We start from the raw sequence: 19289 nt of genomic DNA on the forward strand, positions 1-19289 counted from the left end.
CGCGATGAGCGAGCCCAAGGAACTGCTGGCCGAACCGCTGAAACTGCGATGCGGCGCGACCCTGTCGAACCGGCTGGCCAAGGCCGCGCTCAGCGAGCAGCTCGGCGACCGCCGCAACCGGCCGACCGCCGAACTGGCCGAGCTGTACCGGACATGGTCCCGCGGCGGCGCCGGGACGCTGATCACCGGCAACGTCATGGTCGATCCCACCGCGCTCGGTGAACCGCGCAACGTCGCGGTGCCCCGTGAACCGGACGCGACCGAGTTCAAGCCGTGGGCGCGGTCGGCCGACGGGACCGAGGCGCGGTTGTGGGTCCAGCTCAACCATCCGGGCAGGCAGAGCCCGCGCTTCCTCTCCCGTCAGCCGGTCGCGCCGTCGGCCGTACCGTTCGCCGACCGCGGCATCCGCTCGGTCTTCGCGACGCCGCGCGCGCTCACCGTCGGCGAGATCGAAGCGATCATCGATCGGTTCGGGGTGGCCGCGCGGACCGTCGTCGACGCCGGGTTCGCCGGTGTCCAGATCCACGGCGCGCACGGCTACCTCGTGTCACAGTTCCTTTCGCCGCTGACCAACCAGCGCACCGACGGCTGGGGCGGCGACGCGCTCCGGCGCCGCCGCTTCCTGCTCGAAGTCGTCGCGCGCGTGCGCGCCGAGGTCGGCGACGCCGTACCGATCGCGGTCAAGCTCAACAGCGCGGACTTCCAGCGCGGCGGTTTCAGCGAGGAGGACTCGCTCGAAGTCGTCCGCGAGCTGGGCGAGGCGGGCATCGACCTGCTGGAAGTCTCCGGTGGGACCTACGAGAAGGCCGCCATGATGGGCTCGGCCAAGGCGAGCACCCTCAGCCGCGAGGCCTACTTCCTCGACTACGCCGCGAAGGCGCGGCAGGTCACCGACGTCGCGCTGATGGTCACCGGCGGTTTCACCAGCCCGGCGGGCATGGCGGAGGCGCTGCGTTCCGGGGCGCTGGACGTCATCGGCCTCGGCAGGCCGCTGATCGTCGATCCGGCGCTGCCCGGGCGGCTGCTGGGTGGCGAGGAGGTCCGTGCCCAGCGCACGGCGCCGAAGACCGGCATCCGGCTGGCCGACAGCCTGCTCGAGATCCAGTGGCACACCCAGCAGATGCACCGGGTGGCCGCCGGGAAACCGGTGGACCGGCGGCTCGGGGCGGTGCGGACGCTAGTACGTGCCGGCGTCGCGGATCCGCTCAACGCTTTCCGCCGGGTCCGGGGCTAAGTAGTCGTCGGGTTCATCCCGGCGGCTGAAGGTGCGGTCGAAACCGACCGCGGCCGCCGCGAGACCGATGAACAGCACACCGATCAGCACGCAGTTGAACGCGACACCGCCGTAGCCGTTGATGCCCGGGTCGACGAACGGGTACGGGTAGAACCCGATGATCGCGCCGCGCACCAGCGTGACGGCGAGCCAGGCCAGCGGGTACAGCAGCGACCACCACAGGACCCGCCACGACAGCTGGCCACGCGGGCCGAACAGCAGCCAGCCCGCGACGCACATCAAGGGCGACACCTTGTGCAGCATCGTGTCGGCGAACACCGCCCAGCCGTGCAGTTCGTAGAGATCGGCGAGCGCGACCTGGAAGACGACACCGGTCACGGTGATGCCGACGAGCCCGGTGAGCCGCAGTACGCCGAACAACGTCGACCGGCCCGCGACACCGAGCGCGAGCAGCAGGCTGCCGATGCCGACCAGGATGTTCGAGTCGATGGTGAAGAACGCGAGCAGGTTGGCCACCCGGCCGGCCGGGGTGTGGAAGGTGCCGCCGGTGGTGCCCGCGGAGACCGGGATCTGCGCGGCGAGACCGGCGATCACCACCAGCGCCGTCAGGCCGAACCAGGCACGCGCGATCTTGGAAGCCTGCATTCGCCCACTTTATGGGTGATCGGGTGGCGACGTCCCGTCACCACCGCACGCCGCCACTCGATCGGGGGCGGGACGCCGCCGGGTCTTCCCGCCCACCGGGTCATATCGTGGGAACCGATGGACGTCGAGCGGAGGCCCGGACGCCGCGGCCGGGTCGCGCGGGGTCCGGCGGAGGACAGCGGACCCGTCGCGGAGTTCGCGCGACGGCTGTGGGAACTGAAACGGGCCGCCGGTGACCCTTCCTACGACCGGATGCGTGACGAGTACGGCGCGCTCGCGTCGAAATCGGCGCTTTCGGCCGCGGCTCGCGGAGAGCGGCTGCCCAGCTGGGAAACGTCCTGGGAGTTCGTTCGCGTGCTGGCCGTCGGGGTGCTCGGCGGCGACGAGGACGAGGTCCGCCACGAATGGCGCGGCGAATGGGAACGCGCGCGGGACGGGCTGACCGCCGGACCCGAAGCTGTTGCCGTGAAGTCGCGCCGGACGGCGTTCGTCCTCGCCGGTGCCGTGGCGCTCGTGCTCGTCGCGGCGCTGGTGTTCGTCTTCGCCGTCCCGTTCGGTTCCGAGCCCGCCGCGCCGGCCGGTGACGCGTCGGAATTCGTCGCCGACGTGACCGTGCCCGACGGCAGCGAGGTCGCGGCCGGGTCGGTCTTCGTGAAGACCTGGGAGTTCCGCAACGCGGGAACGGTCGGATGGGTGGGCCGCTATCTGGTCCGCGCCGGGTCGTTCGGGAATCCGGGTGAATGCGCCACGCCCGAACGCGTCCCCGTCCCGCAGACCGCGCCCGGCGAGCGGGTGCGCGTCTCCGTCGAGGTGCGGGCGCCCGACCGTCCCGGGCATTGCCAGGTGTACTGGAAGATGGCCGACGAACAGGGGCACATCCTGCTGCCGAACGCCCGCGCCGTGTTCTTCTCGGTCCGCGTCATTTGACCTTCCGGGCCGATGGTCAAAGCGCTGACCTGCGAGGACATTGTTTCTTCGGCCATGGCCATTTCGCGGCCGTGAATCGCTTCCGCGGCCGCTTCCGGCGCCCATAACGTCATCGGCGTCCGGGAATTCCGGATGGGGATTTTCCGAAACACTCTCATATTATTTGCGGAAAGGGAATCCATGCGTCCGTACGTCAAGGTCGCCGCACTGGCCGGGGCCGCGCTCACCGTGGCGCTCCTGCCGGTCACCGCCGCACAGGCGGCTCCGGCGCCCGCTTCGGGCAGTGATCCGATCATCACCTGCGAATCCGGCTATCACGGCTGGATGCGCCGGGCCGGGAAGGACGCGATCTGCCTCAAGCCGGGCACGCGCACTTGGGACGTCAAGGTGTTCGAATGCGCCGGGGATCTGACGGTGCATTTCAAGAACGGCCAGAAGGCTTATTGCGGGGGAAACATGAAGATCGGCCTCGACTTGGCCGTCCAGTCCAATGTCGTCAAGACCGTTGTGGGGAACCGATGAAGAAGAAGCTGTTCGCCGTCGTCCCGGTCGCGCTGGCCGGCACCCTGCTGATGGCACCGTCCGCTTCGGCGGCGTCGAAGGTCTGTGAGGGCGGGCCGTTGATGGGCGGGAAGACGAAGGTCGTCGAGGTGAGTGCCGGGCAGAGCATCGACATCACCGTGCACAACCACGACTACCGGGGAATGCTCGTCCAGATCATCGACGACGTCTTCGACAAGGGGCTCTGGAGCGGGGCCATCGCGCCGGGCAAGGAGCGCACCGTCAAGCACGGCGTGCTCGGGGAGCCGCCGGTGTATCACAAGATCCGCTTCGAGGTGACCTCCAACCTCTCGAACAACTACACCTACAAGATCTCTTCGGACCGCTGCTACTGACGCGTTCAGTCCTCTGGATGCGGTCCTTGCACGCGCAAGGACCGCATTCAGAGGACGAAATGCGGGAGGGGTCAGGGCTTGAGGAGGCCGCGCACGGTGTCGATGGTGTCCGCGTCCGCGGCCTCCTTGTCCGGCCGGTAGCGCACGACCCGCGCGAAGCGCAGCGCCAGCCCGCCCGGATATCGCGTGCTCACCTGGGCCCCGTCGAGTTCGATTTCGACGACGAGCTCCGGCCGCACGTGGACCGCCCAGTCCGTACGGTGGGTCTCGATCTCCTGGAACGTCTTCGTCTGCCAGGCCAGCAGCTCGTCGGTCATGCCCTTGAACGTCTTGCCGACCATGATCGGCGGGCCGCCGTCGGGGTCGCGGGCGCCGAGATGCAGATTCGACAGCGTGCCGGTGCGCCTGCCGTGCCCCCATTCCGCGGCGAGCACGATCAGATCGATCGTGTGCACCGGTTTCACCTTGAGCCACGCGCGGCCACGGCGTCCGGCCGCGTACGGCGAAGCGAGGTCCTTGACCATCACGCCTTCGTGCCCGGCGGCCATCGCCGCTTCCAGCACCCCCTCGGCCGAGGCGGGCCTGAGCTCACCCGGGATGACGTGCTCGCCTGCGACCCGGTGCAGGGCCGCGTTCCGTTCGGAGAGCGGCGCGTCCAGCAGGTCGACGCCGTCGAGGTGCAGGCAGTCGAAGAAGTACGGCCGCAGCAACAGCGCCTTGACCTGCTCCTCGCGGCTGCTGCCGAACCGGCTCATCGTCTCCTGGAACGGCCGCGGCCTGCCGTCGTCGGTCAGGGCCAGGGTCTCGCCGTCGAGCACCACCGACGTGCACGGCAGGGAACGCACCAGATCCACCAGCTCGCCGACGCTGCCGGTGATCTCCCGCAGGGTCCGCGTGTAGATGTGCACCTCGTCGCCTTCGCGGTGGACCTGGATCCGCGCGCCGTCCATCTTGTACTCGACCAGCATCTCGGCGTGTTCGGCGATCGCCTCGGCGAGCGACTCCGCCGGGGAGGCCAGCATCGGCCGGATCGGCGTGCCCAGCGCCAGTTTGAACTCCGCCAGCCGCTCGCGGCCGCCCGTCATCGCGGCCAGGCCCGTCACCGGGAGCTGCCCGGACAGCATGAACGCCCGCCGCACGTCCTCGGCCGGGATCTCGGACGCCGCCGCGATGGCGTCCACCATGATCCCTTCGAGCGCGCCCTGCCGGAGCTCGCCGGTGAGCAGCCGGAACAGGAACTCCTGCTCCTCCTTCGTCATCTTGGTGAGCAAGGCCCGCAACGTCTCCGCGCGCAGTTTCACCGACCCCGAACCCGACGCCGCCCCCACCGTGTCGAAGGCCGTGTCGACCTCGGCGACGGTCAACGACGGCTCGGCCGCCGGGGCCGCGTCCAGCGCGGCCAGCGTCCGCCAGCCGGTGCCGATGCGGCCCTGCGTCGGCTGCCCGGTGAGGAACGCGATGACCGCGGGCAGCTCCAGCTCGCCCGCGGCACGCAGCACCGCGGCCAGGGTGGCGATCTTCGCCTTCCTGGACCTCGTGGCGGCCAGCTCGGCCGACGCGGTCACCACCGCGGAGAGCAACATGGATCCATGATGGACCCGGGCACCGACAGTTTCGCGTTCAAACGTGCGCGGGATCGGCGACCCAGCTGGCGAGCAGGCGGAGCGCGCGTTCGCTGTCGGAGCCGGGCTCGGCCGTGTAGATCACCAGAGCCTGGTCGGGATCGTCGGGCAGCCGCAGCGACTCGTAGCGCAGCCGGAGCTCACCCACGATCGGGTTGATCATCACCTTCCACGCGTGCGCCTTCTCGCGCACGGTCTGCTTCGCCCACAGCTTCCGGAAGACTTCGCTGCCGAGGGAGAGCTCGCCGACGAGCTGGGCGAGGTACGGGTCGTCCGGATACCTCCCGCTTTCCGAGCGCAGGTTCGCGACGATCTCCTTCGCCACGGTTTCCCATTCGGGATGCAGCTCGCGGGCGTGGTCGTCGAGGAAGAACATCTTCGGGATGTTGCGTTCCCCCGCCGGCCGCGAGGCCAGATCGAAGGAGAGCGAGCCACCGAGGGAATTCCAGGTGAGCACGTCTCCGTAACGGCCGAGGACGAGCGCCGGGGAGTGGAGGGCGTCCAGCATCATCTGGAATTCCGGCCGGATCCGCTGGGGCTTCGGCCGTGCGACGCGTTTGCGTTTCGGGGAGGCCAGATTGCGCAGGTAGGCGGCCTCGTCGCGATGCAGCCGCAGCGCCCGGCTCAGCGAATCGAGGACCGAGTCGGACACGTTGCGCGCCCGGCCCTGTTCCAGCCGCGTGTAGTAGTCGACGCTGATCCCGGCCAGCTGCGCCAGCTCCTCGCGCCGCAGCCCGGCGACCCGCCGCTGGTTGAACCCCGTCGGCAGGCCGAGGTCCGCCGGATCCAGCGCGGCCCTGCGTGCTTTGAGGAATTCGCCAAGTCCGGCCGTCTCGGTCATGTCGACAAGTATCCTGGATCTCCTGGGGCCGGTGCCTGGTCCTGACAGACCCAGGCTTGGGCCGGCCGCTCACCGCCCCTTCATTGCGTCTAGCGCCAGTGTCCCGGCAAAGTCGCATAAGCGCTGGTCAAGTGGCGGCCAAGGGGGCTCGTCACGCTGATCCCCACATTGCTCGACCGTCCACAGGGGACACCGCCAAGGCGGTCATGCCCGGTTTGGGCGTTTTCCGGGGTGGCCGTGAGTGTTTTTGGTCGTTCTAACGACAATCGCCACTCACGACCCCGCTCGGAAACCGTACAAATAAGAATCAAGCGGACATTTACTCGTCTGTCGGCGTCCTTTGTGGACGGAAACGGGTGAACCTCCTGGCATCCGCCGTTCGCCGAGAGTGGTACCAGCCAGCACTTATGCGACTTTGCCGGGCCCCTGGCGCTAGACGCAAGGGAGGGCCTTCCTCGGCTGAGCCGAGGGATGAGGCCTTCAGGGCCTATGGCCCTGCGCGACAACCTCGATTTGGCCCTTCGGTTCGGGCCAAAGAGCCGCCATCGTGAAGGGCATGGACAACGAAAGAAGAGGCGTGACGATCGGCGTACTGGGGGTGCTGATCGTCGGCGCGTCCGTGCCGGTGACGGGAATGCTCGACGGCTACCCCGTGATCACCGGGCAGGCCCTGCGGTACGCGCTGGCGGGAGTGCTCCTGCTGGCGTGGGCCCGGCTGAGCGGGCGCCCGTTGCCGTTGCCGGGTGCGCGTGACCTGCCTTCGCTGATCGCGCTCGCGGCGACCGGGATGATCGGATTCCAAGCGTGCTTGCTGTTCGCGCAGCGCTACGCCGAGCCCGGCCTCGTCGCCGCCTTCCTCGGCGGCACGCCGCTCGTACTCGCGCTCGCCGGCCCGCTGGCGAAGGGGAAACGACCGTCGTGGGCGCCGGTGACCGGGGCGGTGCTCGCCGGGCTCGGGATCGCCGTGCTCTCCGGCGGCGGTGCGGCGCGCTGGCAAGGGCTGGTGCTCGCCGCGCTGGCCATGGTGTGCGAAGCGCTCTTCACGCTGCTCGCCGTCGGCGTGCTCGAAAGGCTCGGTCCGTTGGCGACCGCCACCTGGGGGTGTTTCGCCGCGGGCGCCGGTGGCGCGGTCGTCGGGACGATCGCCGACCCGTCCGGCGCCTGGGCCTGGCCGGACGGGCGTGAACTGATCGCGCTCGGCTACCTGACGGTCGTCGTCACCGCGATCGCGTTTCTTCTTTGGTATTCGGCGGTTTCCGCGCTGGGCGCGGACCGGGCCGGGGTGCTGGTCGGCCTGATGCCGGTCTCCGGGCTCGCCGTCTCGCTCCTGCTGGGAATGCAGGAATTCCGCTTCTCGCAGGTGATCGGGGTGGCGCTGGTGTCCTCAGGCGTCGTGATCGGCCTGCGCCGCCGCGAGCTCCACGAGCCTGGCGCATTTGACGTCGAAGTGCTTCACGACGTCACCGGCGATGACCGCGACCATGACCGCGTGCATCGGCCCGCCGAGAGTGATCTCCTGGACGAATTCCGTCCCGTCGCCGACCGAGGTCAGCCGGAACACGAGATCCATGGCACCGAGGGGAATCGGCTGGCGAAGGGCGATCTCGCGCTCCTGGACCAGGGACGTGATCGTGAACGCCTCGGCGACTCGTGAATGCACGCGGCCGCGAAAACCGGTCGGTACGAGGAAACCGGTCGTCCCGGTCTCGGCGGGGCCGTGCAGTTCGGCTGAGCTGAGGTCGGGATCCCAGTCGGGCCAACGGCCGAAGTCGGCAAGCAAGGGCCAGAGCGCCGACGGCGGGCAGGGAAGGATTTCGCGGGAGGTTCTCGTCCAGGTCATACCCGGACGATATACGGAACTATCAGTCTCGTAAACTGGGGTCATGGCGAGAGGCAGGCCGAGGGAAGAAGGAATCGACGACGCGGTCCGCGTGGCCGTGCGGGCGCTGCTCACCGAAACCGGTTACCAGCGCTGCACGATCGACGCGGTCGCGGCGCGCGCGGGCGTCGGCAAGGCCGCGGTGTACCGGCGGTGGCGGTCGAAGGCGGAGCTCGTGTTCGCCGCGGTGATCCATCCGGTCGATCTCGAACCGCCGTCGGACACGGGCTCGCTGCGGGGCGACGTGGTGGCGGTCCTCGAAGTGATCCAGTCCTCTTTGGACGGTGCGGAACTGCGGCAGGCATTGCCTTCGCTGCTCGCCGACGTGCGCGCGGATCCGGCGCTGGAGGCCAGGTTCGGTGAGGTCTTCCTCGGTCGCGAACGCGGCTACCTGGTCCAGATGCTGGATCGGGCCGTCGCGAGAGGGGAACTCTCACGACGGCCCGATCCGGCTCTCGTGCACGCGATCCTGCTCGGTCCGGTGCTGACCTGGCTGCACCTGTTCACCGAGACACCGCCTTCGGGTGGGCTGGCGGCTTCGCTCGCCTCACCGCTTCACGCGGCTGTGGTCGCTTTCGGCGCTTAGCGGCCTCCGCGCGCCATGCGGAGGACGTCGAGAGCCTCGTCCAGCTGCGCTTCGGTCAGCTTGCCGTTCGCGACGTGACCGCGTTCGATCACGACCTCGCGGATCGTCTTCAGCTCCTTGAGAGCCTGCTTCGCGATGGCGGCGGCCTCTTCGTAGCCGATGTATTTGTTCAGCGGCGTCACGATCGACGGCGAACCCTCGGCGTACTCGCGCGCGCGGTCGGCGTTCACCGTCACGCCCGCGAACACCTTGTCCGCCAGCAGCCGCGAGACCGCGGCGAGCAGCCGTGCCGATTCGAGCACGTTGCGCGCGATCACCGGCAGGTTCACGTTGAGCTGGAAGTTGCCCGCCGCGCCCGCGAAGGCGACCGCCGCGTCGTTCCCGATCACCTGGGCGACCACCTGCAGCGTCGCCTCGGGGATCACCGGGTTCACCTTGCCCGGCATGATCGACGAGCCCGGCTGGAGATCCGGCAGCGCCAGTTCGGCGAGCCCGGTGCGCGGGCCGGATCCGAGCCAGCGCAGGTCGTTCGCGATCTTGTTCAGCGACACCGCGACCGTGCGCAGATGCCCGGACGTCTCGACGACGCTGTCCTGCGTCGCCTGCGCCTCGAAGTGGTCCCGCGCCTCGGTCAGCGGAAGACCGGTCACCGAAGCCAGCTCCTGCGAGACCGCCGCGCCGAAGCCTTCGGGCGCGTTCAGCCCGGAGCCGACCGCGGTCCCGCCGATCGGCAGTTCGCCGAGCCGCGGCAGTCCCGACTTCAGCCGCTCGACCCCGAACCGGACCTGCGACGCCCACGCGCCGGCCTCCTGGCCGAAGGTGATCGGCACGGCGTCCATCAGGTGCGTGCGGCCGGACTTCACGATGTCCGCCCATTCGCCCGCGCGCGTCTCGATGGCGGCGGCCAGGTACTCCAGAGCGGGGATCACATCCGAGAGCACTGCTTCCGTCGCGGCGACGTGGATCGTCGTCGGGAAGGTGTCGTTGGAGGACTGCGAGGCGTTGACGTGGTCGTTCGGGTGCACGTCGCGACCGAGCGCCTTCGACGCGAGTGTCGCGATGACCTCGTTGGCGTTCATGTTCGACGAGGTCCCGGAACCGGTCTGGAACACGTCGATCGGGAAATGCGCGTCGTGCTTGCCCTCGGCGACCTCGTCCGCGGCCTTCGCGATGGCCTCGGCGACCTCGGCGTCCAGCACGCCGAGCCGCGCGTTGACCCGCGCGGCGGCGGCCTTCAGCAGGCCGAGCGCGCGGATCTGGGCGCGCTCCAGGCCCCGGCCGGAGATCGGGAAGTTCTCGACGGCGCGCTGCGTCTGCGCACGGTAGAGGGCGTCGACGGGGACGCGCACCTCGCCCATGGTGTCGTGTTCGATCCGGTATTCCTGTTCAGCCATATCCCAAGTCTCGCGCAGCACCTCCCGGCGCGCTCCGTGTCTTTCGGCACGCGAGGGCTAGGATCGAATGTGTTCTCGATCACGCCGCCCACCACCGGCCGGGAGAGTGCCGAATGAGCGAGTCCGCTGGGGAAACGTCGTACGACCTCGTCATCATCGGGGCCGGTCCGACAGGTCTTTTCGCCGCCTACTACGCGGGATTCCGCGGCCTTTCGATGGCCGTTGTGGATTCACTGCCGGAAGCGGGCGGCCAGGTCACCGCGATGTACCCGGAAAAGATGATCTACGACGTCGGCGGGTTCGCCGAAGTCCGCGGCCGAGACCTGGTGCGGGGCCTCCTCGATCAGGCGGCGCCGTTCAAGCCCGTGTACCTGCTCGGACGCAAGGCCGAGAAACTCGAAAGCGTCGAAGGCGGCGTCACCATCACCCTCGACGGCGGGCAGGTCCTGCGGGCAGGCGCGGTGCTGATCACCGCCGGGATCGGCGAGTTCACCCCGCGGCCGCTGCCCGCGGGCGACGGCTGGCTGGGCCGGGGCATGGTCCATTTCGTGCCCTCGTTGAAGGCGCACGAGGGACAGCACGTGGTCGTCGTCGGCGGCGGGGATTCGGCGTTCGACTGGGTGCTCGCGCTGCATCCGGTCGCCGCGAGCGTCACCCTCGTGCACCGGCGCGCGAAGTTCCGCGCGGCCGAGTCGATCGTGCGGCAGGCGCGCGAACTCGGCGTGCGGATCGTCACCGACGCCGAGGTCACCCGGTTCCTCGATCGCGACGGCGCGCTGGCCGAGGTCGAGATCCAGGTGAAGGGTGCCGAGCCCGAGGTGCTGCGCGCCGACACGGTGGTCGCCGCGCTCGGCTTCACCGCGGACCTCGGGCCGATCGAAAGCTGGGGACTCCAGATCGACCACCGTGCGATCGCCGTCGACTCGACGATGGCGACCCCGCGGGAACGGGTCTACGCGGCGGGCGACGTCGCGGCGTATCCGGGGAAGGTGAAGCTGATCGCGACCGGGTTCGGGGAAGCGGCGACGGCGGTGAACAACATCGCGGTCATGCTGGACCCGGAGGCGCATCTGTTCCCCGGTCACTCGAGCAACGCCGAGTAGCGCGTGCAATGAACGGGACGTTCCTTGCGAAATTTGCAAGGAACGTCCCGTTCATTGCATCTCTCAGGCGGGCGGAGCGGGCGTGATCTTCTCCGCGATCCACTGCGCGTAAGCGACCACCGAAGTCGCGATCGACGGCGAAGTCGCGCACACCGGATCCGCGTTGCCCGGACGACTGATCGTGCCCAGCAGCACCCATTTCCCGTCGACCTTGGCGATTTCCGGCCCACCGGAATCGCCGTAGCACGAACCGGTGTTCCCGCCGGGGTTGTCGGTGCACAACTCGACCGCCCCGTCGAACTTCGCGGTGCACCGCGTGCCTTCGACGATCGTGGTGTCCAGTTGCTGCAGCTTCGCGGGACCCTTGCCACAGCCCGAAGTCGGGCACGTCTGGCCCCAGCCGAGCAGTCGCGTCGCCGTCCCGGGTGCCACGACGGCGCCGATCGCGATCGGCGCAGCCTTCACCGGGGCGGCCAGCCGCACCAGCGCGAGATCACCGCCCGCTCGCTCCGGTTCGGGGTTGTAGGAGGGATTCACGATGATCTCGGCGAGCTTCGCGATTTCGCCGCCTTGGGTGTTGTCGGCGCTGCCGATCCGCGCGCTCAGATTCGCCGGGTTCTTGCCCTCGACACAGTGCCCGGCCGTCACGAGCCAGTCCGCCGCGATCAGTGTCCCGGCGCAGAAAGCCTTACCGGAGGCCGAATGCAGCGAAACGATGAACGGATACGGCTCGTCGGCCTCTCTGCCGCCGACGAGGTCGCCCGCGCCCGAGGCCTGCCCGGCCGGCGTGAGGACCATCGCCGCGAGCAGGACCACGAGCACGCGCTTGAGCACGGTTTCTCCTTACGGGAGCGGGGGAACGACGTCGTCTTCCAGTGTGTCGTCGAGGTGGCCGTCGAAGTTGACGGACGAGTACGAGCGGAGCTTGGTCAGCCGGTGGTAGCCGTCGATCATCCGGACCGTGCCGGACTTCGACCGCATCACGATCGATTGGGTCGTGGCGCCGCCCGCGCGGTAGTGCACGCCGCGCAGCAGGTCGCCGTCGGTGACGCCGGTGGCGCAGAAGAACACGTTGTCGCCGCGGACGAGGTCGTCGTTGCCGAGCACGCGGTCGAGGTCGTGGCCCGCGGCCAGCGCCTTCTCGCGCTCCGCGTCGTCCTTCGGCCACAGGCGGCCCTGCAGTTCGCCGCCGAGGCATTTCATCGCGCAGGCCGCGATGATGCCTTCGGGGGTGCCGCCGATGCCGAGCAGCATGTCGACGCCGGTGCTCGGCCGGGCCGCGGCGATCGCGCCCGCGACGTCGCCGTCGGAGATGAACCGGATCCGGGCGCCCGCCTCGCGGACCTCCTTGATCAGCTGCTCGTGGCGCGGCCGGTCGAGGATGCACACGGTGACGTCGGAGACGCTGGAGTTCTTGGCCTTCGCGACCCGGCGGATGTTCTCCGCGATCGGGGCGGCCAGGTCGACCTTGCCCGCGGCGTCCGGGCCGACGGCGAGCTTCTCCATGTAGAACACCGCGGACGGGTCGAACATCGCACCGCGTTCGGCGACCGCGAGCACGGCCAGCGCGTTCGGCATGCCCTTGGCCATCAGGGTCGTCCCGTCGACCGGGTCGACCGCGACGTCGCAGTCCGGCCCGTCGCCGTTGCCGACCTCTTCCCCGTTGAACAGCATCGGGGCTTCGTCCTTCTCGCCCTCGCCGATGACGACGACACCGCGCATCGACACGGTCGAGACCAGCTGGCGCATCGCGTCCACCGCGGCACCGTCCCCGCCGATCTTGTCCCCGCGCCCGACCCAGCGGCCCGCGGCCATCGCGGCGGCTTCGGTCACGCGGACCAGTTCCATCGCGAGGTTGCGGTCGGGGGCTTCGGGGCGTCGAGAAGAGCTGGCGGACGAGGTGGGGGTGGGCATGCGGCCTCCCGGGTCAGGAACTCGGCGGGGTCCCAGTCTCTCAGATACCCACGGTGGTTCGGTGGCGCAGGAGCATGGTGAACGTCACTGACCGTCGCCGGCTTCGTCTTCGACGGACGACAGCGCGGCCTCGATCCGCTCGCGCGCGCCCTCGAGGTGGTGTTCGCAGACCTTCGCCAGCTGCTCGCCCTTCTCCCACAGGGCCAGCGACTGCTCCAGGGACAGCCCGCCCGCTTCGAGCTCGCGGACGACCTCGACCAGCTTGTCGCGGGCCTGTTCGTAGCCGAGTTCGGCGGTCTCGCTCACGCTGTGCTTCCTTCTACCGGACGTCGGTGCTTGCCGATACCCGCGCACACTACCGCGCCGGCCATGGCGTTGTCGTAACCCACGAAGGCGAGAGCGAACTCCTGGCCGTCACCCTCCGCGATCGCGGCGACGAGGTTCTCCTGGGCCCGCGCCACCCGTTTGCGGTGCACGGAACCGTCCGCGAACCACCATCGGGTGCCGACGTGTTCGGCCGTCGCTTCGGAGAGTTTGCGCAGCTGGGCGTCGAGACCGCGTTTCGTGGAGAACTCGCAGCCAGCGAGCAGCACCGTCCAGCACTCCGCGGCCGCGCGGTCGGTCAGCAGCGCGTTGCGCAGTACCTCGGGGGCGTCGGCCCGTCTCGCGGCGTCGATGGTCAAAGGCAGGAAAATCGCCGTCAACGCCCCTCCTCCGGCTCTCCTGAGACGACGGCGCCGAGCGCGCCGTCGACCACGCGGACGCGCAGTTTCGCGCCGTCCACGACCTCGGAGACGGACCGGAGTACCTGGAGGTTGCCTTCGGAATCGGTGTACTGCACCACGGCGTAGCCGCGTTCGAGGGTCGCCGCCGGGCCGAGCGCGGTGAGCCGCGCGCGGGCGCTGGCGATCTCGGCCTGGTCCTTCGCGAGCAGCGTGAGCATCGCGCGGCGCCCGCGTTCGCGGTGGATCTCGACGTCGTCCGAGCGCCGCTGGATCGGCCCGAGCGGGTCGGCCAGGACGGGGCGGCTGCGCATCTGGTTCAGCAGCCTGACCTGCGTGTCCACCCAGCCGTGCAGGGCACGGCGGCCGCGATCGCGCATCTGGCGGACGCGCTGGGTCTCCTCGCGCACGTCGGGCACGATCCGCTTGCTGGCGTCGGTCGGCGTCGAGCAGCGGAGGTCGGCGACGTGGTCGAGCAGCGGGGTGTCGGGTTCGTGCCCGATGGCGCTGACCACCGGGGTCCCGGCGGCGGACACGGCGCGGCACAGCGCTTCGTCGGAGAACGGCAGCAGGTCTTCCACGCTGCCGCCGCCGCGGGCGATCACGATGACGTCGACGTCCGGATCACGGTCCAATTTGGACAGTGCCTGGAGGATCTGCGGGACGGCCAGCGAACCCTGCACGGCGGTGTTGATCACCTTGAACGCGACATGCGGCCAGCGGGCCTGCGCGTTCACCAGGACGTCGCGTTCGGCGGCGGACGCGCGACCGGTGATCAGCCCGATTCCCTTGGGCAGGAACGGGATCTTGCGTTTGCGCTCCGGCGCGAACAGCCCCTCGGCGGCCAGCAGCCGTCGCAGCCGCTCGATCCGAGCGAGCAGCTCGCCGATGCCGACCGCGCGGATCTCGTTGGCGCGCAGGCTCAGCGAACCGCGGTTCATGAAGAACGTCGGCTTCGCGTGCACCACGACGCTGGCGCCCTCGCGCAGCGGCGGTTCGATCGTGCGCAGCAGGCCCATCGGGCAGGTCACCGACATCGAGACGTCCGCGGACGGGTCGCGCAGGGTCAGGAACGCGGTGTTGGTGCCCTGGCGGGCCGAGATCTGCGTGACCTGGCCCTCGACCCAGACCGCGCCGAGGCGGTTGATCCATTCGCCGACCTTGCGGGCGACCGTGCGGACCGGCCACGGGTTTTCGGCGGTGGTGGACGGGCCCGCCGCGGCAGTGGGTTCGGCGCTCACTGGCCTTCCGCGCCGTCGCCGTCGGCCTTCTTCACGTTCCCGATCCGCCGCGCGAGCATGCCGACGAACGACGCCCTGTCGGCGTTCGCCTTCTCGTAGGTCAGCAGCTCTTCCAGCTGCGCGAGGTCGAACCGGCGCAGCCGGGCGCGCAGCTGCGGCAACGTGAGCGTGTCGTAGTCGTCGAGCCCGGCCGGACCGGAGGTCACGGGCGCGCTAGCGCTGTCGAACTCGCCGTCGGGGTGCTCCTCGGCGAGCGCGCGCTCCTCCTCGGCCCACGGGTCTTCGGTGAGCGCTTCGAGGTCGTGGAGCTGGCCGTTGGTCTCGGCGCGCGGCTCGGGAACCTCGGCGTCCTCCCGCAGCGGGATGACGCACGAGTCGCGTTCGTACCGGCGTTCGCCCAGGTCCGGCGGGAGATCTTCGTCGAAGGTCGCCCAGCTGGGCGTGTCCTCGACCGGGCGGAGGCCCGACAGCGCGTCGTCGCCCTTGATCGCGAGCTCGGTGACGTGCTGCTGGACGCGCATGGAGAACTGGAGCACCTGGCTGACCACCGTGACGGGGAGCCCGGTGAGCTGCTTGGGAAGTTCGCGAACCCGCTCGGCGGTGGTGACGGCGAGGCCCGCGGCGACCCGGAGGGGGAGCGGGAGAGGCTTCATGCGTCTAGCCTGCCGTATCCGGCCCATCCTGCCCAACCGAACGGGTGTGTCGGCTCACAGGACGTGACTCCCCGCACATACTTTGGAGGGGTTCCCTGGTCACCTGAACGTGAGTGCGAGGTGCCCCCGGGGCAGCCCGTACCCTGGGGGCATGAGTTCTGCGAGTCCCGGAATCACGCCCGCCGGCAGTCCGACGATCACCGAGTCCGGTGTGCCGGCAGGTGGCAAACGTGTCCTGCTCGCCAAGCCTCGCGGCTACTGCGCGGGTGTCGACCGCGCGGTCATCGCCGTCGAAAAGGCACTCGAGCTCTACGGCGCACCCGTGTACGTGCGCAAGGAGATCGTGCACAACCGGCACGTCGTGGAGACCCTGCGCGAACGCGGGGTGATCTTCGTCGACGAGACCTCCGAGGTGCCCGAAGGCGAACTGGTGGTGTTCTCCGCGCACGGCGTCTCGCCCGCGGTGCACGCCGAGGCGGCCGAGCGCAACCTGCGGACCATCGACGCGACCTGCCCGCTCGTGACGAAGGTGCACAAGGAAGTCAACCGGTTCGCGAAGGACGACTACGACATCCTGCTGATCGGCCACGAAGGCCACGAAGAGGTCGAAGGCACCGCAGGCGAGGCTCCCGACAAGGTGCAGCTCGTCGACACCGCCGAGGACGTCGACAAGGTCGAGGTCCGCGACCCGTCGAAGGTCATCTGGCTTTCGCAGACCACCCTTTCGGTGGACGAGACCATGGAGCGCGTGGATCAGCTGCGGGACAGGTTCCCCGGCTTGGCCGACCCGCCCAGCGACGACATCTGCTACGCCACCACGAACCGCCAGGTCGCGGTCAAGGCCATGGCCGCCGAGTGCGACCTGGTGCTGGTGGTCGGTTCGACGAACTCGTCCAACTCGAAGCGACTGGTCGAGGTCGCGCTGAAGGCGGGGGCGCGCGCGTCGCACCTGGTCGACTTCGCGCACGAGGTCGACGAAGCCTGGCTCGAAGGCGTCGAGACCGTCGGTGTCACCAGTGGTGCTTCGGTGCCGGACGTGCTGGTGATGGACCTGCTGTCGTGGCTGGCCGAGCGCGGCTGGGACAGCGTCGACGAGGTCACCACGGCGAACGAGAAGATCGCGTTCGCGCTTCCGCACGAGCTGCGCAAGGCCGCGAAGGCCTGAGTCTTCTTACGAGAAAGGGCCGTCCGAGGAAGTCCTCGGGCGGCCCTTTTCGCTGGTCAGCGCGCTAGGTGGTAGCAAAGGTCCCTTGCTTCACCGCTCGTCGTCCCACGGCCGGCGGCGGGGCGGCTGCCCTCCGCGGCGCGGGTCGTCGGCACGCGGCGGGCGGCGGCGCGGGGCACCGGGGGCGCTTTCGCCACGGGGGTCGCGGCGGCGCGGTTCGCCGTCTTCCGGACGCGGCCGCCGGGGCTGACGTCCCGGGGGCGGCGGTTTGCGGGCACCGGGTTCGGCGTCGCGGCGGGGCCGGCGCTCGTCGTCGACCGGACGGCGACGGGGCGGGGCACCGTCTCGCGGCGCGGCGTCCCGGGGAGCACCGCGGCGGGAAGGCGGGGGCGGGGTCTGGCCGGTCCGGGAAGCCGGACGGCCACGGCCCGGCGCGGCGGCCGCGGCCGGCCGGACGGCGGGCTTGGCCTCGTCGCGACGTTCCGGTTTGGTGCCCGGCTTGACCTTCACCGGGGCATCGGGATCGCGCTCGCGGTAGATCCGGAAGATGCCGATCGCCAAGGTGACGCCGGTGGTGATGGCCATCGTCGGGAAGCCGTTGATCAGCGGCGTGCCGACGTCGAAGGCTCTCGAAAGAAGGTCCGTGCCCTTGCTGCCGTCCGAGGTCAGGAGGATGACTCCCGGGACGGTCACGGCGAGGACCAGGGGCGGCTGCACCATCGGGCCGAACAGCCCGCGACGCTGGACGGCCACCACCGCGGCCACCGCGCCGAGCGCGTAGCAGGCCTTGAACAGCAGGCCCAGGTCCTTCTGCATCATCATGTCGACGAAGGCGCCAAGGATGGCGAGCCCGAAGCCCACCAGGACGGCCGCCCACCAGGGCAGCCCGCGCCTGGCGCCGACGAGCGGACGCTCGTCCCAGGCAACGGGGACGTCGTCGGCATCAGGATCGCTCTGGCGATCGCGAATCGCGGTCACAGGCTCCACCGTATATCCAAGCTGCGGGCATACCGCCAACAGGCGGTGTGTCTATCGCCTGGTAGTGGTCATTCCGGACCACCCGGACGGAGCGTCCGGATGCTTACCGGAGGTACTACGAGTAAGCGGGCGACAAGGTTGTCGGGCCCGGCGAAATGGAGCCTCCGATTCCGGAAGTCGCAGGTAGAGCGGTGCGGTTCGCATCCGGCTCGTGAGTGGCCGGGCTGCTGCGGGCCCGCGCGTTTGCCCTCGCAGGTCGCGTCACGGCGGGACTGTGTGGATTTCTGGTCATCCAACGTCCCGAAATCCACACAGTGGGGCGTCGCATGGCCGCTGACCTGCCCTAGCGGCTCCCCGCGACACGTCTCGGCCATGGGCACCCGGCGGCGCCGAACCGTTCTGGGCCACTCACGAGGCCGGGAGTTCGTCCGCCTTCCTGATCAGGGGCACCGGCGCCGGGCTGCCCGCGGCGTCCGTCAGCGGCGAGACCGTGCTCCGGAAGCTCTCGAGCGCCTCCAGCTCCCGCCGCCGCGCCGAGATGAAACGTTGCAGATGGGTGCTCGACAGGTTCAGCGCGTCGACCGCGTTGCCCGCGGCCCGGTGCGCGGCCGCGGCGCCCGCCCGCACCTGCTCGACGTCCTCGACCAGTGCCCGTTCGGTCGCGGCGAACAGCGCGGCGGAGGCCAGTACGGCGAACCCCGTCGGCCCGCAGAGGAAGACCCGCCGGTCCAGCATCCAGCGCAGCAGTTCCGGGTCGGTGTCCAGCGCGGCCACCACGGCCGCGTCGGACGGGACGAACATGATCGTCCCGTAGATCGCGTCGGCCCAGCGCTGGTAACCCTTGCCCGCCAGCTCGGCCGCCCGCGAGCGGAGCTGCCGGACGTGGACGCGCAGCGCGTCCAGCCGTTCTTCGGGGTCGTCGGTCTCGACGGCCTCGGCCCAGCAGGCCATGCTCGCCTTCGCGTCGACGGGCACCGTCCGGCCGCCGCCGACCCGCAGCACCATGTCCGGTTTCGCGGCGCCGCCGCCAGCCAGATCCGTCTGCAGCGTGAAGTGCAGCTCCTCGCGGAGGCCGAGCGCGCGTGCGGTCTCCAGGAGTACCTGCTCGCCCAGCTCGCCCCGGCCGCTGATCGAGGCGAAGGCGACTTCGTACCGGCGCAGCGCGAGCTGCTGCTGATCCGCCTTCGCCCGCTCGGCCGCGACCTGTTTCGCCGCCGCGTCCGCCCGCCGCATGCCGTCGTTGTACAGCCGCCACAGCAGCGCGACGGCCGCGAGCAGCAGCAACGCGAGCACGACGGCCGCGGTGGTGATCACCGTCGCCACCGGTACCTCCCCTCCGGATCCGGGTCGGAGGACATCATGGCGGAACCCACCGACAAAACCGGAGCGGCGCGGTCGCGCTCCGTATCTGACCTGCGCCGTCCCCGGCGTGTCGGAAAGCGCAGTGCCGCGAAGGGCGCGCCTCCGCTGTCCGGCCGGTGCGCGGCCC

Annotated in this window: 20 protein-coding genes and 1 pseudogene; 8 read left to right on the forward strand and 13 right to left on the reverse strand. The window is 70.0% G+C overall.

The annotated features are described in order from the left end of the window. Positions 1–4 precede the first annotated feature (4 nt). A complete protein-coding gene (locus AVR91_RS39530) occupies positions 5–1234 on the forward strand; it encodes an NADH:flavin oxidoreductase/NADH oxidase family protein (RefSeq protein ID WP_063277604.1) in 1230 nt (409 codons plus the stop codon). Here AVR91_RS39530 and AVR91_RS39535 read toward each other — a convergent pair. Beyond that, positions 1178–1879 carry a Pr6Pr family membrane protein gene (locus AVR91_RS39535; RefSeq protein ID WP_063277603.1) on the reverse strand — a complete coding sequence of 234 codons (702 nt, stop codon included), beginning with the start codon at positions 1877–1879 and terminating at the stop codon, positions 1178–1180. The genes AVR91_RS39530 and AVR91_RS39535 overlap by 57 nt on opposite strands. Before the next feature lie 117 nt (positions 1880–1996). Between AVR91_RS39535 and AVR91_RS39540 the strand changes: the two genes are divergently transcribed. The 3 genes from AVR91_RS39540 (at position 1997) to AVR91_RS39550 (ending at position 3702) form a co-directional block, all read left to right on the forward strand. After that, positions 1997–2806 (forward strand): NBR1-Ig-like domain-containing protein, encoded by an 810-nt coding sequence (locus tag AVR91_RS39540; protein WP_063277602.1) that lies wholly within the window; start codon positions 1997–1999, stop codon positions 2804–2806. Positions 2807–2986: 180 nt separating this feature from the next. Continuing rightward, on the forward strand, positions 2987–3328 hold the full coding sequence (locus tag AVR91_RS39545; protein WP_063277601.1) for a hypothetical protein: 342 nt from the start codon (positions 2987–2989) through the stop codon (positions 3326–3328). Then, a complete protein-coding gene (locus AVR91_RS39550; RefSeq protein ID WP_037340871.1) occupies positions 3325–3702 on the forward strand; it encodes a hypothetical protein in 378 nt (125 codons plus the stop codon). The genes AVR91_RS39545 and AVR91_RS39550 overlap by 4 nt, the downstream gene beginning before the upstream one ends. 71 nt (positions 3703–3773) lie before the next feature. On the opposite strand, the gene AVR91_RS39555 is transcribed toward AVR91_RS39550, so the two are convergent. Further along, positions 3774–5285, reverse strand: a complete 1512-nt coding sequence (locus AVR91_RS39555; protein ID WP_063277600.1) for an ATP-dependent DNA ligase — start codon at positions 5283–5285, stop codon at positions 3774–3776. Positions 5286–5322: 37 nt separating this feature from the next. Next, complete coding sequence (locus tag AVR91_RS39560) at positions 5323–6165, reverse strand: helix-turn-helix transcriptional regulator (RefSeq protein WP_063277599.1); 843 nt, start codon at positions 6163–6165, stop codon at positions 5323–5325. 556 nt (positions 6166–6721) lie between these two features. Between AVR91_RS39560 and AVR91_RS39565 the strand changes: the two are divergent. Further along, a pseudogene (locus AVR91_RS39565) lies at positions 6722–7552 on the forward strand (DMT family transporter); the annotation flags it as partial. Here the strand turns inward: AVR91_RS39565 and AVR91_RS44570 are convergent. Continuing rightward, complete coding sequence (locus AVR91_RS44570; RefSeq protein WP_394329981.1) at positions 7550–8050, reverse strand: SRPBCC family protein; 501 nt, start codon at positions 8048–8050, stop codon at positions 7550–7552. The pseudogene AVR91_RS39565 and the gene AVR91_RS44570 overlap by 3 nt on opposite strands. Between AVR91_RS44570 and AVR91_RS39570 the strand changes: the two genes are divergently transcribed. Further along, positions 8049–8630 (forward strand): TetR/AcrR family transcriptional regulator, encoded by a 582-nt coding sequence (locus AVR91_RS39570; protein WP_063277597.1) that lies wholly within the window; start codon positions 8049–8051, stop codon positions 8628–8630. The two genes, AVR91_RS44570 and AVR91_RS39570, sit on opposite strands and share 2 nt — an antisense overlap. Here the strand turns inward: AVR91_RS39570 and AVR91_RS39575 are convergent. Beyond that, positions 8627–10024 carry a class II fumarate hydratase gene (locus AVR91_RS39575; protein ID WP_034305372.1) on the reverse strand — a complete coding sequence of 466 codons (1398 nt, stop codon included), beginning with the start codon at positions 10022–10024 and terminating at the stop codon, positions 8627–8629. The genes AVR91_RS39570 and AVR91_RS39575 overlap by 4 nt on opposite strands. 113 nt (positions 10025–10137) lie before the next feature. Between AVR91_RS39575 and AVR91_RS39580 the strand changes: the two genes are divergently transcribed. Next, positions 10138–11127: an NAD(P)/FAD-dependent oxidoreductase gene (locus AVR91_RS39580; RefSeq protein WP_063277596.1), complete on the forward strand. Its 990-nt coding sequence runs from the start codon at positions 10138–10140 to the stop codon at positions 11125–11127. Between the two features lie 63 nt (positions 11128–11190). Here AVR91_RS39580 and AVR91_RS39585 read toward each other — a convergent pair whose 3' ends face one another. The 6 genes from AVR91_RS39585 to AVR91_RS39610 form a co-directional block, all read right to left on the reverse strand. Further along, the gene (locus tag AVR91_RS39585) at positions 11191–11961 is read right to left on the reverse strand and encodes a S1 family peptidase (protein ID WP_063277595.1); all 771 of its coding nucleotides are present in this window, start codon (positions 11959–11961) and stop codon (positions 11191–11193) included. 9 nt (positions 11962–11970) lie between these two features. Further along, the gene (gene glpX, locus AVR91_RS39590) at positions 11971–13041 is read right to left on the reverse strand and encodes a class II fructose-bisphosphatase (RefSeq protein ID WP_037340889.1); all 1071 of its coding nucleotides are present in this window, start codon (positions 13039–13041) and stop codon (positions 11971–11973) included. 84 nt (positions 13042–13125) lie between these two features. Further along, positions 13126–13347, reverse strand: a complete 222-nt coding sequence (locus tag AVR91_RS39595; RefSeq protein WP_037340891.1) for an exodeoxyribonuclease VII small subunit — start codon at positions 13345–13347, stop codon at positions 13126–13128. Then, the gene (locus AVR91_RS39600) at positions 13344–13745 is read right to left on the reverse strand and encodes a hypothetical protein (RefSeq protein ID WP_063277594.1); all 402 of its coding nucleotides are present in this window, start codon (positions 13743–13745) and stop codon (positions 13344–13346) included. Before AVR91_RS39600 ends, AVR91_RS39595 begins: the two co-directional genes overlap by 4 nt. Further along, a complete protein-coding gene (gene xseA / locus AVR91_RS39605) occupies positions 13742–15004 on the reverse strand; it encodes an exodeoxyribonuclease VII large subunit (RefSeq protein ID WP_063277593.1) in 1263 nt (420 codons plus the stop codon). The genes AVR91_RS39600 and xseA overlap by 4 nt, the downstream gene beginning before the upstream one ends. Then, positions 15001–15657: a lipid droplet-associated protein gene (locus AVR91_RS39610; protein ID WP_063277592.1), complete on the reverse strand. Its 657-nt coding sequence runs from the start codon at positions 15655–15657 to the stop codon at positions 15001–15003. The genes xseA and AVR91_RS39610 overlap by 4 nt, the downstream gene beginning before the upstream one ends. Before the next feature lie 151 nt (positions 15658–15808). Here AVR91_RS39610 and AVR91_RS39615 point away from each other — a divergent pair, with 151 nt between their 5' ends. Further along, on the forward strand, positions 15809–16822 hold the full coding sequence (locus tag AVR91_RS39615) for a 4-hydroxy-3-methylbut-2-enyl diphosphate reductase (protein ID WP_063277591.1): 1014 nt from the start codon (positions 15809–15811) through the stop codon (positions 16820–16822). Between the two features lie 90 nt (positions 16823–16912). Here the strand turns inward: AVR91_RS39615 and AVR91_RS39620 are convergent, their stop codons facing one another. Further along, complete coding sequence (locus AVR91_RS39620; protein ID WP_063277590.1) at positions 16913–17800, reverse strand: DUF6542 domain-containing protein; 888 nt, start codon at positions 17798–17800, stop codon at positions 16913–16915. A 408-nt stretch (positions 17801–18208) separates the two neighbouring features. Further along, positions 18209–19123, reverse strand: coding sequence for a DNA recombination protein RmuC (gene rmuC, locus AVR91_RS39625; protein ID WP_016337155.1), 915 nt, complete (start codon positions 19121–19123; stop codon positions 18209–18211). Positions 19124–19289 lie beyond the last annotated feature (166 nt).

The sequence above is a fragment of the Amycolatopsis keratiniphila subsp. keratiniphila genome, assembly GCF_001620365.2.
GTDB lineage: Bacteria > Actinomycetota > Actinomycetes > Mycobacteriales > Pseudonocardiaceae > Amycolatopsis > Amycolatopsis keratiniphila.